Genomic DNA, 14976 nt, shown 5'->3' with positions numbered 1-14976 from the left:
GCGGCACCGGTTCAGTCCGGCGCCGTGCAGCGCACGGCGCCCGGCCGGAGGCAGTCGCGGACCATCGCGCCGACGATCCGCTCGGCCGCCCGGCCGTCTCCGAAGGGGTTGACCGCGCGGGCCATCCGGTCGCGTTCCGCGGGGTCGTCCAGCAGCCGCGACGCCGCGGCGTAGACCTCGCCGGGGTCGGTCCCGACGAGCTGGGCGACACCGGCGTCGATCGCCTCGGGCCGTTCGGTGGTGGCGCGCAGGACCAGCACCGGCTTGCCCAGGCTGGGGGCCTCCTCCTGGACGCCGCCCGAGTCGGTGAGGACGAGGTCGCAGGCGGCCAGGGTCGCGGTGAAGTCGGGGTAGCCGAGCGGCTCGCGGATCGTGACGCCGGGGTGCCCGGACAGGCCGGGGAGCAAGGCCTCGCGTACCGCGGGGCTCTTGTGGAGCGGTAACAGCACCTCGCAGTCGCCCCGGTCGGCGAGGCGCCGGACGGCCCTCGCGAGCCCGCGCATGCCGCTGCCCTGGTTCTCGCGGCGGTGCAACGTCACAAGGATCCGCTTGCCAGCGACGGCGGCGCCGGTGCCCGTGCCGGTGCCGGTGCCGGTCGTGCGGAACGCCGCCTCGCCTTTGCCCTGCCGAAGCATCCAGTGGAGGTTGTCGATGACGGTGTTCCCGGTCGTCATGACGTCCGGCCCGGCGATCCCCTCGGCGCGCAGATGGGCCGCGGCGCGTTCGGTCGGCGCGAAGTGCCAGCGGGCGATGCGGCCGATCAGCCGCCGGTTCAGCTCCTCGGGGAACGGGTTGTACAGGTTCCCGGTGCGCAGCCCCGCCTCGACGTGGGCGACGGGGATCTGCTCGTAGGACGCGGCGAGCGCGCCGCACAGCGCGGTGGTCGTGTCGCCCTGGACGACCACCACGTCAGGACGCTCAAGGCGGATGATCGCGTCGAGCGCGGTGACCAGCCGGCCGGTGAGCCCGGACAGCCGCTGCCGGTCCCGCATCACGGCGAGGTCGGTGTGCGCCTTCACGTCGAGGTCCGCCAGGATCGGCGCGAGCATCTCCCGGTGCTGGCCGCTGCTCACCACGAGCGGCTCGCAGGCCGGGGACGCGTCCATCGCGCGGACGACGGGAGCGAGCTTGATCGCCTCGGGCCGGGTGCCGAGCACGATCATGGCCCGGATCGGGGGGTCGGCCCTGACGTTCCACGGCCGTTTCCGGGCAGGGTGGCGCTGGGGGAGAACAGCCATGTTTCTGCTCCTTGTCTAGGTCCGTGCGGTCTTGAACCAGGTGTGCCTGCCCGTGAGGACGCGGCCGACGGCCCACCAGCCGGAGACGAACCAGACGTAGCCGTAGATCACGTAGAGGTGACCGAGCAGCAGTGAGTACGGCCTGCTCACCGGCTCTCGCTTGCGGTAGACGAACGCGTAGGCGGCCGCGAAGCCGAAGGTCATGACGTAGAACCAGGGCAGCAGCCACAGGGAGAGGGGGCTGTCCCCGGTCCGGATCGAGGTGACGGCCGTGTCGCCGAGCATGAGGGCGAACGAGATCGGCAGCAGCGACGTGAGCAGCAGCAGCGCCGGGCTCGACAGGTGGTAGAGCAGGTCGGCGGCCGGGCGCGGCGCGATCCTGCGCAGGATCAGCGGCGCAAGCCGCGAGGCCTGCATGTGCCCCTGGAACCAGCGGGACCGCTGCCGGAGCAGCCGCCCGAGGGTGAGGACGGCCTGCTGATGGACGGCGGCCGTGCCGCAGTAGGCGTTGGTCCACCCGGCCGCGATCAGTCGGACGCCGAGGTCGAGGTCCTCGGTGAGGCAGTCGCTCCAGGGCCTTCCGGGCAGCGACCGCAGCGCGGCGAGCCGCATGAACTGGCCGTTGCCGCCCATCCCGACACTGCCGATATGGCGCCGCGCGCTCTGGAAGATCTCGCCGTAGACGACGAATTCCATGTCCTGCAACCGGGCGAGCAGACGATTGTCGCGGTTGTACATGCGCACGCCCACCTGCACGGCGCCGACGTCGGGATCGTTGAAGAAAGGGTCGACCTGTGCTGCGGCGTGACGGTCGAGCCGTCCGTCGGCGTCGACCACGCAAATGATGACGTCGCGCGGATCCTGGCGGCCGAGGACGTCAGTTTCGGTCAGCCATTCGAGGCCCGCGTTCAGCGCCGCGCCTTTTCCTTTGCGGGCATCCGGAAATCGGCGCTGGTAGAGATGTATTCGGCCGGGTGCCGACGCTTCCGCGGCGGTGACGATTTGGGCCGTTCCATCGTCGGACGCGTCGTCCACGACGAGGACCATAAAATCGTCCAGCGGGAGGCCGGTGAGGCGCGCCAGGCTTTCGCCGAGCACTTTTTCCTCGTTCAGGCAGGCGAGCAGGAAAACATAGGTTCGCGCCCTCCTCGTTTCAGGGGGATGCGGCGTCCGGCGCCGGGACAGGACGAACATTCCGCCGTTGTAGGCGACGGCGAGCACGATGATGGCCAGGCTTCCGGCCACCGCCAGCTGGCCGATCATGGCCACTCCCTGCTGTGACGGGCCCTTACCCGAGCCGCGGCGCGCATTCTCGCACCGGCGAGGAAAAGTCCGAAAGCGGCCACGCAGTATAACCCGAAGCCGATTCCAGAGATCTGTAGAAAGGTTCGTGCCACCTGCATGACAGGCGTCGTGTCGGGTGCCGTCACGATCCCGATGAAGGTGAGAAGGACACCGATGGAAGACTTTATGTACACCGCCATATACCCCCGTTTCCTCGCATGCCTGCGGGCGGAGGCGCCGCGTTCTCCGCAGCTCCCCTACGACGGATGCGGGGCTCCTCCGTGGCGTTCAGCCTGGGACTCGTCAAGTGTTCCTTGGGAACGGTACCCCGAAGTAAAGTCCTCGCAAAGCCGAGAAAGAGGAAAAAGCCCGCGGATCGGCCGGATCGCGCCACGCCGTATCGATTGCCATGGCCGCGGCGCGAGAATTAGCTGAGTGTGCGGAGTTTTTCACTCTTCGTTTAGGGACGTGGAGGAAGTTGCATGACCATGAAATGGCGCAGCCGAAAAGCGGCGGCCCTGCTGGCGGCGGTGGCCGCGCTGGCGTTGCCCGGAACGGCCGTCCAGGCCCTCCCGGCCGCGGCCGACGGTGCGACGGGTCGCACCGCCGCGCCGGTCGATGCCGGGCCTGGACGGCCCGGGCCTGGAGGGCGTTATGACGGACAGCTCTCCTTGGGGCGTCCGGCCCCCGCGCTGAAGCTGAAGGGCTGGGCCAAGGCCCAGCGGGCGGCCGATCGGCACCGCCGGCAGAACCCCGCGACGGTCCGTCCGCTCAAGGGGGTCGAGCTCGCGCCCGCCACGGCGAAGCCGAGGACGACCGCGGCCACCTCGGCGCTCGTGCTCTATGACTCGACGGGTCCGTACGGGTTCCTCGGCGAGCTGTACGGGATGGCCACCGCGAACCTGGCCGGCCACTTCGGCGGCGTCACGGCCAAGCCCGTCTCGCAGTACACCGCAGGGGAGGTCGAGCAGCACACGGCGACGATCTACGTCGGCTCGACCTACTACGGCGGCGACGTCCCCGACGCCATCCCGAACGCGTTCTACGCCGACGTGGCCGCCACGGCGAAGCCCGTCGTGTGGATGAACGACAACATCTGGACGCTGGCCGGCAAGATCGGCGTGCGCGCCTTCAACCGCAAGTACGGCTGGGACCCGACCAGGTCGTCCTTCGACCCCGTCGGGGCCGTGACCCAGGTCGACTACAAGAACGAGCCGCTGACCCGCAAGATCCCCGCGGGAGCCGACTCCGGCATCCTGCGCCCCTTCGTCATCGACCCGGCGGCGGTCACCACCCTCGCCACGGCCCACGACACGAGCACCACGCCCGAGACGGCCTTCCCCTGGGCGATCAGGTCCGCCAACCTGACCTACCTCGGCGAGATCCCCTACACCTACACCAGCGAGACCGACCGGCTCATCGCCTGGCACGACCTGCTGTTCGACGTCCTCGCACCGGACACGCCCGCCCGGCACCGCGCCGTGCTGCGGCTGGAGGACGTCAGCCCCGCGAGCGACCCCACCGCGCTGATGGCCGTCGCCGAGTACCTGGCCGAGCAGAAGATCCCCTACGCGTTCCAGGTGATCCCCGTCTACACCGACCCGAAGGGCGCCTACAACGACGGCATCCCGGAGACCATCACCCTGGCCCAGCGACCGCAGGTCCTCGCCGCCCTGAAGTACATGGCCGCCAACGGCGGCCGGATCGTCGCGCACGGCCACACCCACCAGTACTCGGACGTCGAGAACCCCTACACCGGGGTGACGGGCGACGACTTCGAGTTCTTCCGCTCCCACGTCGACGCGAACAACTTCGTCGTCCTCGACGGCCCGGTCGCGGAGGACTCCCCGACCTGGGCGTCCGAGCGGATCACCGCGGGCAAGGCCGCCTACGAGCCGGCCGGGCTGCCCGCTCCCACCATCTGGACGACCCCGCACTACGCGGCCTCCGCCGTCGACTACGACGCCGTCAAGCAGTCCTACGCCGCCCGGCTGGAGCGCAGCCTGTACTTCTCGGGCCAGCTCAACGGCGGACCCATCGACGGGAAGCGGTTCATCGGCCAGTACTTCCCCTACCCGGTCCGTGACATCGGCGGCGCCACCGTGCTGCCGGAGAACCTCGGGAACTACGAGCCCGAGGCCCAGAACAACAACCCGGCACGGCTTCCCGCGGACATCATCCGCGCCGCCAAGTACAACCTCACCGTGCGCGACGGCTTCGCGAGCACGTTCTACCACCCGTACTTCGGGACGGGCCCGCTCACGGAGATCGTGAACGGCATCCGGGATCTCGGCTACACGTTCGTCGACCCGGCGAGCCTCGTCCCGTAGGGACCGGCTCGTCCCATCGAGGGGCGGGCGGATCCTCCGGCGCCTGTTCCTGGGCGCCGCTCGGGACGTGAGACGTCACCCGGGGCGCCACCAGCGCCGGAGGATCCGCTCCGCGGGCTTGCCGTGCGGTGAGTACGAAAGGCTCCGGGGGGTCTCGGCCGCGCCGGGCCAGTCGTCCCACATCCACCAGTGGACGCCCGCCCACCACGCCTGGCCGGTACAGCTCGCCAGCAGGGCCTCATAGGCGGCGGCCTGCTCCGCGGCTCCGTCCGCCTCGCTGATGTTCCACGCCCATGGCTCGGTCGTGGATCCCCGCTGGCTCACATACCCGGCCTCGGTGAACAGGACCGGACGCCCCCGGCTCGCCGAGAAGCGGCCGACCCGCCGCAGGATCGGCTTCCACGCGCGCCGCAGGGCGGCGACGTCGGTGGTGGGACGGCCCGCCAGCGGCCAGTAGGCGTCGATCCCGATCAGGTCCAGGACGTCCCAGAACGCGACGTGCTCGTATTCGTCGTAGTTGGCGGCGTAGACGAGCGTCCCGCGGAATTTCGCGCGCACCGTCTTGACGATGGTCAGCCAGGGCTGGCGGTCGTCCGACAGCCCGGCCAGTTCGGTGCCGACGGCGAACGCGTCCACACCGGTCTCGCGGGCCAGGTCGGCGTAGTGCCCGATGACACGTGTGTAGGCGGCGTACCACCGGGGTGCGTCCTGTGGTCTGATGTCGGCTCGGTCCTGGTCACCGGGCAGGTCCACGTGCGGTTTCAGCAGGACCCGAAGCCCCGCCTGCCGCGCCAGGCGGATGATGTGCCGCAGGCTCGCGTCGCTGGCCGTCTGCTCCGTGCGGTGCATCTCGCCGGCCCGCGGCGAGCGCTGGTACCAGGTGGGGTTGAGCTGCAACCAGGTCGCGCCCGCCGCGCGAATCGACGCGACATAGGCGCCCGCCTGAGGACCGGCGTAGTCGCCGGAGCTCCAGGACGGCAGAGCGATCCCGTGCTGCTGCCGTTTCGTCGAGGCCGGAGCGGTCGGCGCCGGTGAGCGGTCCGCCGAGCCTTCTGTCCCCGCGTCTCCGAAAATCGAGCATGAGGCGACCGCGGACACGGCGACGAGTAACGCCGCCGCCCGCACCCCGCGGCTACGGACCGAGGACCCGCCCGAGTTCATCATTCGCACCATGATGCCCGGTCGCGGTTGGCGACCCGGTCGGCAGGGACGCGGTCGGCACGGAGGCGGTCGGCACGGAGGCGGTCGGCACGGAGGCGGTCGGCACGGAGGCGGTCGGCACGGAGGCGGTCGGCACGGAGGCGGTCGGCACGGAGGCGGGTGGGAGGGAGGTGGGTCGTTTGCGCGGGCCGTTCAGGATCAGGACGGTGATCAGCGCGATCCACACCAGCATCACGATGATCAGGACGACCGGCCAGCGCACCCGCGTCCATGCCCGCACCGAGCCCGCGGCCCGCCGTCCGGCGCCGGGCTTGCGCGGTGCCGTCACAGCCACCCCCCGCGGCGCAGCCGGACGTAGATGAGCGCCATCACCGCGACCATCACCGTTAGCACGATGGGGTAGCCCAGCAGCCAGCGCAGCTCGGGCATGAAGTCGAAGTTCATCCCGTAGATCCCGGCGATCGCGGTCGGCACCGCGATGATCGCCGCCCACGAGGAGATCTTGCGCATGTCCTCGTTCTGCTGCTTGCCCAGCAGCGCCAGGTGCGCGGTGAGGGCGCTGTTGAGCAGCTCGTTGTGGGCGTCGACCTGGCCGTCCACCCGGAGCAGGTGGTCCAGCACGTCCCGGAAGTACTCCCGGGTGCCGTCGAAGATGGCGACGCGTCCTCGCACGATCTGTTGCAGCACCGGGATCAGGGGATCTTCGGCCGCGCGGAACTCCAGCACCTCCCGCTTGAGCGAGTAGATGGCCTCGGTGACGTCGGCCGTGTGCGGGGTGAAGACCGCGCGTTCGAGCTCGATGATGTCCACCTCGACCTCGTGCGCGACCACGCCGTAGTGGTCGACGACCTCGTCGCAGATCGCGTGGACTACGGCGGCGGGGCCGTTGGCCAGCAGCGCGGGCTCGGCCTCCAGGCGGCCGCGCACCGGCCCCAGCGGGTTGGCCGCGCCGTGCCGGACGCTCACGACGAAGTCGCCGCCCAGGAACATCATGATCTCCCCGACGTCGATCTCGGAGGTGGCGTCGTGGTAGTCCAGGGTCTTGAGCACCATGAACACGGTGTTGTCGTACAGCTCCAGCTTGGGACGCTGGTGCGCGTTCACCGCGTCCTCCACCGCGAGCGGGTGCAGCAGCAGCTCCTCCTGGATCAGCCCGAACTCCTCGGCGGTCGGCTCGTGCAGGCCGATCCAGACGAAGCAGTCCCGGTCCTGCCGACGCGCCTCGTCGAAGGCGTCGCTGATGTCCCCGTCGAGTTCGTGGCGTCGACCACCGCGGTAGATGGCCTTGTCAACGATCATGTGCGCGTCCTCACCCGGTGGAAGGAATGCCGGGGTTACAGCCTGCCATCTCCGGCCGGGCGGTCCGGGGGTTCGAGGCCGATGTGCCGCGCGACGAGGGCGATCTGGTCGGCGAAGTGCTCGGCGAACTCCGTGGAGCGGGGATCGGCGCCGCACACTCCCTCGATCACGTGCGGCAGCGTGGTGGGCGCCATCGCGGCCGCCATCAGCATGACCATCAGGCAGGCCGGGTCGGCTTCCGGCGGCAGCCGGCCGGCCTCCTGCAACGCGCGCACGTCCTCGACGGCGTCGGCGAGCATCCGGGTGCGCGGCGCCTGGTCGGGATCGCTCTCGGGCCCCGTGTACTCCAGGCCGCTCCAAGCCAGCAGCCGGACCCCTGCCGGGTTGTGCACCCCCTCCAGGGCGTAGCGCCGCAACTGCTCGGGCAGCGGCGTGCCCGGCGGCGCCAGCTCGCGCTGCCGCTCCTGCCACTGCTGCGACATGGCCTGGTAGAGGCCCTCCTTGCCGTCGAAGTAGTAGGAGATCAGCTGCACGTTGACGCCGGCGCGGGCGGCGATCGCGCTGACCCGGGCGCCGGCGTACCCGTGGGCGCCGAACTCCGCCTGGGCCGCTTCGAGGATCAGGCCGCGGGTGCGCTCCGCGTCGCGCTGCCGTTCCTGCGGCTTCGGCGACCTGCGCGGTCTCGACTCGGACACCGCTCGATCATATACGTCCATGGCTTAATCAAATGAACGTTTGACAGAGCTGTATGCCTGCGTGACTATGGGGCGATGACGACCACGCCACGCATCCTCATCGCCGGCGCCGGGCTCGGCGGGCTCGCGCTCGCGCAGGCCCTGCGCCGCGGCGGCCTCGACGTCGCCGTGCACGAGCAGGACCCCACCCCCCGGACACGCGGCCAGGGCTACCGCATCCACATCGACGCCAACGGCAACGCCGCCCTGCGCGCCTGCCTGCCCGCGGAGACCTTCGACCTGGTACGGGACACCAGCGGCGTCAACGACGACGTGATGGGCGCCTACACCCACCACCTCGAACAGGTCATGGTCCAGCACTTCCCCGGCATCACCGACGACCTGATCACCAACGTGGACCGCGACACCTTCCGGCAGGGCCTGCTCACCGGGCTGGACGACGCCGTCCACTTCGGGCACACGGTGACCGGCTACCGGATCACCGCTTCCGGCCGCGTCCGGGTGGAGTTCGCCGAGGGCGGCGCCGACGAGGGCGACCTGCTGGTCGGCGCCGACGGCGTCGGCTCGGCCGTGCGCCGGAAGTTCCTCCCCCATGCCGAGACGCGGGACGTCGGCCTGCGCTGCGTCTACGGCCGCCTGCCGCTGGCCGGAGCCGCGATCCCCGCGGAAATCGCCCACGGCTTCACCTGGGTCTCCGACGGCACCGGCCACGGCGCCGGATTCGCGCCGCTGAGGTTCCGCTCCAGCCCGCACGGCGTCCCCGACTACCTGATGATCACCCTGCTCGCGAGCCCCGAGCGTTTCGGCGTGCCGGACGAGGACCTTTTCGCGCGTTCACCGGAGGGGCTGTGGGAACTGGCCGTCAAGGAGACCGCCACGTGGCATCCCGACCTCCGGGAGGTCTTCGCGCAGGCCGATCGGGAATCGTTCATCCCGATCGCCATCCGCGCGGGGCGGCGCGTCCAGGGGTGGCGGCCCGGACCGGTCACGCTGCTCGGCGACGCCGTCCACACCATGCCGCCCACAGGCGGCGTCGGCGCGAACACCGCCCTCCAGGACGCCGAAACACTGGCCGCCGAACTACTTGCGGAAACACCCCTCGTCGAGGCGGTCGCGGCCTACGAACGCGTCATGCTTCCCCGCGGCTTCGACACCATCGACGCCTCGCTCCAGATGGCCGCCCGGCTGTTCGACGAGGCCCCCTGAACGCAAGCCCCGCCACGGCGGCCACGGCCTCGACCGCCTCCCCGGTTCTACGGCAGTTTCCAGAACGGGCCCGTGAGGCCGCATTCTTCGAGGAGCCCCTGGTTGTGCTCGCGGCTGTGCGGTCGGAACTCCGGGTCCAGGCGATCGCCGTACCAGGGACCTGCCAGTCGCCAGACGGTCGTCGCGTCGGCGATATAGCCGCTGCCCGGCGCGTTGTCCGTCGTCCACCGCTCCGCATGATCGCGGTCGCAGAATGCGCGGATCATCGTGCAGGTGCCGACCACGTCGTCCCACCATTCCGCGGCGGGCCGCGGGAAGCGGACCGCGAGCGGCTGGGGCGGCGCAGTCTCCGGGCCGGTCTGAAAACTGATCGGGGATCCGCACTGCGGGCATGCCGTGTCGACACGGACGTCCAGCCAGAGGGCGGCGCTGATGCCGAAGGAATCCCATGCGCATCCGCCCCACCAGCGGCGGTCGTCGTACCCGTCCAGCGGGGTCACCGTGAACGCCATGGGGGCCGACGTGAACGGGTGCGCCATCCGCACCGCGTCCCCGTCGGGCGTCAGGACCAGGGCATGGGCCTCCGCCAGGTCGCGCAGGACCCCCTGAACCGCTTCGGCGGTGCTCCGCGTCCTGCGTGCCAGTTCGGCCACCGACGGAGCGCGCCCCTCCGATGCGAACGTCTCGTAGACAAGATCGCGCACTCTCCGCGAATCCGGCGTATCCAATGGCGCCTCCCGCCTCCCGTTCTCGAACGTGACTCTAATCGGGGGGTGGGACGCCCCGCTCACCGAGCCCGGACGAGGGTCAATCGCGAAGCCGGGCGGCTCGGTGCGCGACGCGGCCGTCGACGATCGTCATCGCGACTGGGAGGCCCGGGAGGTCGTCGGGGGGAGTGGCGAGCGGGTCGCCGTCGAACAGGGTGAGGTCGGCGCGGAAGCCCTCGCGGACGCGGCCGGCGAGATGTTCCTCGCCCGCTCCGTAGGCGGCCCAGGCGGTGTATCCGGCCAGTGCCTGGACAGGCGTGAGCGCCTGATCTTCGCCCACCGGAGACCGATCCCGCTGGCCGGCCGGCCTGCGCAGGACGGCGCCCGCCATGACCGTGCGCGGGTCGTAGGTGGCCAGCGGCCAGTCGGAGCCGAGCGCGACGCGGCCGCCCGCGCGGACGATGTCGGCGCAGCGCCAGCCGACCCGGCAGCGGTCAGGTCCCAGCCGCCGCGACCAGTTGTCGGTGTGATCGGGCAGCGTCCAGTCCATGTGGGTGGGCTGCATGGAGGCGGCGACGTCGAGTTCGGCGAACCGGACGATGTCGGCGTCGGCGAGGATTTCGGCGTGCTCGATCCGGTGGCGACCCCGGCGGGGCGCTCCCGCGCGCTGGTAGGCGTCGAGGGCGTGGGTGACGGCGTGGTCGCCGATGGCGTGGGTGAAACACGGCAGGCCCAGTTCCACTACGCGGCGGACGGCGGCGTCGTACCGTTGCGGGTCGTTCCACACCGGATGGGTGCCCTCCCCGTGGCAGTCCGGCTGGTGGAGCCAGGCTGAGCCGCCGTCGATGGTGCCGTCCAGGAAGAACTTGACGGCGCCGGTCCGCCAGCGGCGGACGGGGTCGCGGTGGTGCAGCGCGCGGACGGTGTCCAGGGTCTCGTCGAGCGCGGCGGGCAGGGCCCAGGGGGCGAGCAGCACCCGGATCGGCAGCCGTCCCTGGTCGTCGAGTGCGTCGAGCACCTGCCGGGTGCCGGGCCACAGGTCGGGCACGTGGACGCCGGTGATCCCGGCCGCGGCCTGGGCCTCGAAGAGCCGCGCCGCGGCGGCGGCGAACTCGTCGGCGCCCGGCGGCGGGATCGTGTCGTAGCCGAGCAGCACGGCGGACATCTCGTGCAATTGGCCCGTGGGCGCGCCGTCGTCGTCGACCACGATCTCGGCTCGGTCGCCGAAGTCGATGGGGCCGGTGATCCCGGCCCGCCGCAGCCCCTCGCTGCTCATCAGGGCGTTGTGGGCGTCGGCGAACCAGAGGAAGGCGGGCCGTCCGGCGACGGCGTCGTCGATCAGGCGCCGGTGCATTGTCTGAGGCGGAAGGGCGCTGTACTCGACGCCCGTGACGACGACCCACGCGTCCGGTGGGAGCCTTTCGCCGGCCTCGCGGAGCAGGTCGAGCAGGCCGGCCGGGGTGGTGACTCCGGCGGCGTCGACGCCCCGTTCGCCGGCCACGCCCACCAGCGGGTGCTGATGCGAGTCGACGAGGCCGGGCGTGACCGTCCGTCCCCGGCCATCGATGATCTCCGTGCGCGGCCCGGTGTGCGGACGCACGTCGCCCGCGTCGCCGACCGCGACGATCACACCCGCCCGGACGGCCAGCGCCGTCGCCCGCGGCCGCGCGCTGTCGAGCGTGTGGACGGTCGCGTCCCGGATGACGAGGTCGGCCGCGGTCACTGCGAAGCCTCCTCGGCGCGGGTGGCGAAGGCATCGCCGGCACGGACCTTGTCCTGCGGACGGGCGATGACGAGGTACGCCGCCCCGACCGCCAGGACCCCGGCCGAGAGCACCGACGCCGCCCAGATCTGGTACCACGGCGCTCCGGGAGGAGCCAGGACGGCGCGCGGCCAGGTGATGTTGACGAACTGGAAGGCCAGCCAGACGACGGCCAGCGCGTTGATGACGGTACCGGCGGCGCCGAGCCGGATGTGCCCGGCGGGCGTCCAGGCGCCGCGGACCCGGCTGATCAGCGCGGCCAGCGCGACCAGGAGGAAGACCAGGTAGAGCCCGGAGGTGCCGAACGTGATCAGGCTGCCGATGGCGGAGCTGTCGAGGGCGAGCAGCAGTCCCGCCCAGCCGACGGCGGTCACGGCGACCGTCCCGCCGATCGGCGCGTGCCTGCGGTTGACCGATCGCAGGAAACGCGAGGCCGGGAGCACTCCGTCGCGGGCGACGGAGTACACGGCGCGGGCGCTGGCGCCCTGCGCCGCGAGCCCGCAGGCGACGAAGGCCACGATGACGACGCAGATGAACGGCTTGGACGACCAGTCACCGAACGCGGCCAGGACCGCCGTGGTCACCGGGTCGACGTCCTGGCCCGACACCATCCTCGCGGGGTCGGGGTGGGCGAGGGTGGTCGCGAACGCGTTGAGGATCACCAGGCCGCCGACGCTGAGCAGCGCCCACCAGATGGCGCGCGGGATGTGGCGGGCCGCGTCGCGGGTCTCCTCCGAGGACATCGTGGTGGCGTCGAAGCCGACGAACGCCCATCCGCCGACGGCCAGCGCCGCCAGCATCGCCGCGAACACCGACCCGCCCGAGCCCGCCTCCGCGCCCATGGTGCCGGTGAGGAGCGACCAGGGCTGGGACCGGAACGCCAGCAGCAGCGCCACGCCGACCCCGACCGACGCGATCGCCTCGGCCGCGATGCCCGCGTTCAGGACGCGGCGCAGCACGTCGATGCCCAGCGCGTTCACCAGCGAGCACCCGAGGATGAACACGGCGGCGACCGCCACCTGGAGGCGCGGAGTCGGCGTGACCTCGACGAGGCCGAGGAGCCACGGCGTGGACAGGTAGGCGATGGTGGTGTTCGCGGCCAGGTAGCCGCACAGCGACACCCACCCGGTCAGCCAGGCGTAGGACGGCCCTACGAGCCTGCGGGTCCACTGGTAGGGGCCGCCCGCGATCGGGAACTCGGACGCCAGCTCGGAGTAGACGGTCAGCAGCAGGCACTGGCCCGCCAGGCAGATGGGCAGCGTCCACACCCAGGCGGGGCCCGCCACCGCCGCTCCGACCGCGACCACCGCGTACAGGCCCACCACCGGCGAGATCGTCGCGAAGCCCATGGCGATGGAGCCGAACATCCCGAGCCGCCGGCTGAGCCGCTGCTCGTAGCCGAGTTCCCGCAGGCGCTCGTCGTCGGCCGTGCCGCCCGTGCCCGGGGCGGCGGCCTGGTTCTCGATCATGGCACGTCCTCCGTACTGTTCTCGCGTGCCGTGGGCCGGACGGTGCTGCACCGGCTGACCAGTGCGGCGACAGTAGGTGACGCGTTCCGACCTGGTCGATCGACCCGGTGTCGAACATCTCCATGTGATGCTGGACACTTTGTCCATGCCGTTCACCGTGGAAGATCTGCTCGCCGTCCCGGAACTCCACCTGGCCTTGGTAGCCGGAGCGGACGGGCGGCGCCGCGTGATCGAGGCGGCGCACGTGTCCGAGCTTCTGGCGCCGGGGGAGTGGCTCCAGGGCGGTGAGCTGCTCATGACGACGGGCCTGGTGCTGCCGGTCGACCGGGCCTCATGCCGCGCGTTCGTCGGCGACGTGGTCGGCGGCGGCGCCGCCGCGCTGGCGCTGGGCCTCGGCCACGGGCAGCCCCACCGGCGGCCGCCCGCGACCCTGGTCGAGGCGGCGGAGGACGCGGGCCTGCCGCTGCTCACCGTGCCTGACCAGGTACCCTTCATCGCCGTCACCAAGGCGGTGTTCGCGGCGCGGGCTGCCGAGGAGCGGCGGACCCTGGAGCACACCGCGGACGTGCAGCGCAGGCTCACCGTGGCCGCCGCGTCGGGCGCCGGGCTCGACGCCGTCCTCAAGGTGTGGCTGGACGCCACCGGCCGGACGGCCGTGGTGACCGACGCCCTCGGCCGTCAGCTGGCCGCCGCGGGCGCCGATCCGGGGCGCCTGCTCGACGCCTCCCGCACGATCCTGGAGGAGGTCTCGGCGCGCGGGCTGCGAGGCAGCGCGGTCGTGGACGCCGCGGACCTCACGGTCGGGGTGCAGCCGATCGGCGCCCGCCGCCTGCGCGGCCACCTCCTCCTCGCCGCCTCGCCCCCCACCCCGCACAAGCCGACCGGTTCGGCCAAGGCCGCGGACAAGCCAGCCGGTTCGGCCAGGGCCGGCGACCGGTCGGCCGGTTCGGCCAGGGCCGGGGAACGGTCGGCCGGTTCGGCCAGGGCCGGGGAACGGCTGATCGACGCCGCCCTGCTCTCCCTCCTGACCATGGAACTGGAGCGCCGGCACCTGGCGCGCGAGCCGCACCGGCGGGCGCGGACGGCGGCCATGGGCAGGCTGACGTCGGGCGGGATGTCCGACGAGGACGCCGAGCGGCTGCTCACCGCGCTGGACGTCTCGACCGGGAACCTGCGCGGCCTGGCCGTGCAGGCGTCGCCGGGCGAAGCGGAGGAACTCGCGGCCGACCTGTCCCTCGCGCTGCCCGGCGGCCTCGTCCGGTTCTCAGGCGACATCGTCGAGGCGCTGGTGGTCGACGACGTCGACGTCTCCGCGGTGCTGGCGCGGTTCGCGTCCGGACGGCCCGCGGGGATCGGGTCGCCCTTCGGTCCGGGCACGGCCGCGATCACGTTGCGCCAGGCGCGTTCGCTGCTCGCGGCGAGTGCGCGCCTCGGCCGTCCCGCCGAGGCCGCCGAGCACGGCGTGGGACGGCTGCTGCTCACGCTCGGCCCGCCCGACCTGCTGGCCGCGTTCGCCGACGCGATGCTCGCCCCGATCGACGCCGCCGACCCGCGCGGGGAGATCCTCGCGACGCTGCGGGTGTGGCTGGACGCCAACGGGGTCTGGGACACCGCGGCCGAACGGCTCGGCGTCCACAGGCACACGGTGCGCAACCGCATCGACCGGGTGGAGAGGCTCACCGGCAAGGCGATCGCCTCGGCGGCCACGCGCCACGAGCTCTGGCTCGCGCTCGAAGCCAGGGAGGCGCTCGCGCACACGGCGCCTCGACGCCGCTAGCCGTCTGTACACGGCGTCCATGCCCTGATCCACGGGTTGGACATTTCC

Annotated in this window: 12 protein-coding genes; 3 read left to right on the top strand and 9 right to left on the bottom strand. The window is 71.9% G+C overall.

From position 1 onward, the window contains the following. Positions 1 to 11 precede the first annotated feature (11 nt). Together wecB and ACH34T_RS05925 are read right to left on the bottom strand one after the other, a co-directional pair. Positions 12 to 1238, bottom strand: coding sequence for a non-hydrolyzing UDP-N-acetylglucosamine 2-epimerase (gene wecB / locus ACH34T_RS05930; protein WP_395990943.1), 1227 nt, complete (start codon positions 1236 to 1238; stop codon positions 12 to 14). Positions 1239 to 1253: 15 nt separating this feature from the next. After that, a complete protein-coding gene (locus tag ACH34T_RS05925) occupies positions 1254 to 2501 on the bottom strand; it encodes a glycosyltransferase family 2 protein (protein WP_395990942.1) in 1248 nt (415 codons plus the stop codon). A 503-nt stretch (positions 2502 to 3004) separates the two neighbouring features. Between ACH34T_RS05925 and ACH34T_RS05920 the strand changes: the two genes are divergently transcribed. Further along, positions 3005 to 4852: a DUF2334 domain-containing protein gene (locus ACH34T_RS05920; RefSeq protein ID WP_395990941.1), complete on the top strand. Its 1848-nt coding sequence runs from the start codon at positions 3005 to 3007 to the stop codon at positions 4850 to 4852. Positions 4853 to 4927: 75 nt separating this feature from the next. On the opposite strand, the gene ACH34T_RS05915 is transcribed toward ACH34T_RS05920, so the two are convergent. Genes ACH34T_RS05915 through ACH34T_RS05900 form a run of 4 tightly spaced genes read right to left on the bottom strand, consistent with a single transcriptional unit; the run spans position 4928 to position 8007 of the window. Continuing rightward, positions 4928 to 6016, bottom strand: coding sequence for a glycoside hydrolase family 113 (locus tag ACH34T_RS05915; protein WP_395990940.1), 1089 nt, complete (start codon positions 6014 to 6016; stop codon positions 4928 to 4930). Next, positions 5985 to 6341, bottom strand: coding sequence for a hypothetical protein (locus ACH34T_RS05910; RefSeq protein WP_395990939.1), 357 nt, complete (start codon positions 6339 to 6341; stop codon positions 5985 to 5987). Before ACH34T_RS05910 ends, ACH34T_RS05915 begins: the two co-directional genes overlap by 32 nt. Beyond that, positions 6338 to 7312 carry a magnesium and cobalt transport protein CorA gene (locus ACH34T_RS05905; RefSeq protein WP_395990938.1) on the bottom strand — a complete coding sequence of 325 codons (975 nt, stop codon included), beginning with the start codon at positions 7310 to 7312 and terminating at the stop codon, positions 6338 to 6340. The genes ACH34T_RS05910 and ACH34T_RS05905 overlap by 4 nt, the downstream gene beginning before the upstream one ends. A gap of 35 nt (positions 7313 to 7347) precedes the next feature. Further along, positions 7348 to 8007, bottom strand: coding sequence for a TetR/AcrR family transcriptional regulator (locus tag ACH34T_RS05900; RefSeq protein ID WP_395990937.1), 660 nt, complete (start codon positions 8005 to 8007; stop codon positions 7348 to 7350). Positions 8008 to 8082: 75 nt separating this feature from the next. Between ACH34T_RS05900 and ACH34T_RS05895 the strand changes: the two genes are divergently transcribed. After that, positions 8083 to 9213, top strand: coding sequence for an FAD-dependent oxidoreductase (locus ACH34T_RS05895; RefSeq protein WP_395990936.1), 1131 nt, complete (start codon positions 8083 to 8085; stop codon positions 9211 to 9213). Positions 9214 to 9260: 47 nt separating this feature from the next. Here the strand turns inward: ACH34T_RS05895 and ACH34T_RS05890 are convergent, their stop codons facing one another. The 3 genes from ACH34T_RS05890 to ACH34T_RS05880 all read right to left on the bottom strand — a co-directional run bounded on the left by ACH34T_RS05890 (position 9261) and on the right by ACH34T_RS05880 (position 13151). Continuing rightward, complete coding sequence (locus tag ACH34T_RS05890) at positions 9261 to 9917, bottom strand: alkylmercury lyase family protein (protein ID WP_395990935.1); 657 nt, start codon at positions 9915 to 9917, stop codon at positions 9261 to 9263. 103 nt (positions 9918 to 10020) lie between these two features. After that, complete coding sequence (locus tag ACH34T_RS05885) at positions 10021 to 11643, bottom strand: amidohydrolase (protein ID WP_395990934.1); 1623 nt, start codon at positions 11641 to 11643, stop codon at positions 10021 to 10023. Then, entirely contained in the window at positions 11640 to 13151 is a 1512-nt protein-coding gene (locus ACH34T_RS05880) for an APC family permease (RefSeq protein WP_395990933.1), read from the bottom strand. The genes ACH34T_RS05885 and ACH34T_RS05880 overlap by 4 nt, the downstream gene beginning before the upstream one ends. A 145-nt stretch (positions 13152 to 13296) precedes the next feature. Here ACH34T_RS05880 and ACH34T_RS05875 point away from each other — a divergent pair, with 145 nt between their 5' ends. After that, entirely contained in the window at positions 13297 to 14928 is a 1632-nt protein-coding gene (locus ACH34T_RS05875) for a PucR family transcriptional regulator ligand-binding domain-containing protein (RefSeq protein WP_395990932.1), read from the top strand. Positions 14929 to 14976 lie beyond the last annotated feature (48 nt).

Origin of the sequence: Actinomadura sp. 9N215 (genome assembly GCF_044326345.1) — a bacterium.
GTDB lineage: Bacteria > Actinomycetota > Actinomycetes > Streptosporangiales > Streptosporangiaceae > Spirillospora.
This window is presented reverse-complemented; position numbering and strand designations above follow the sequence as displayed.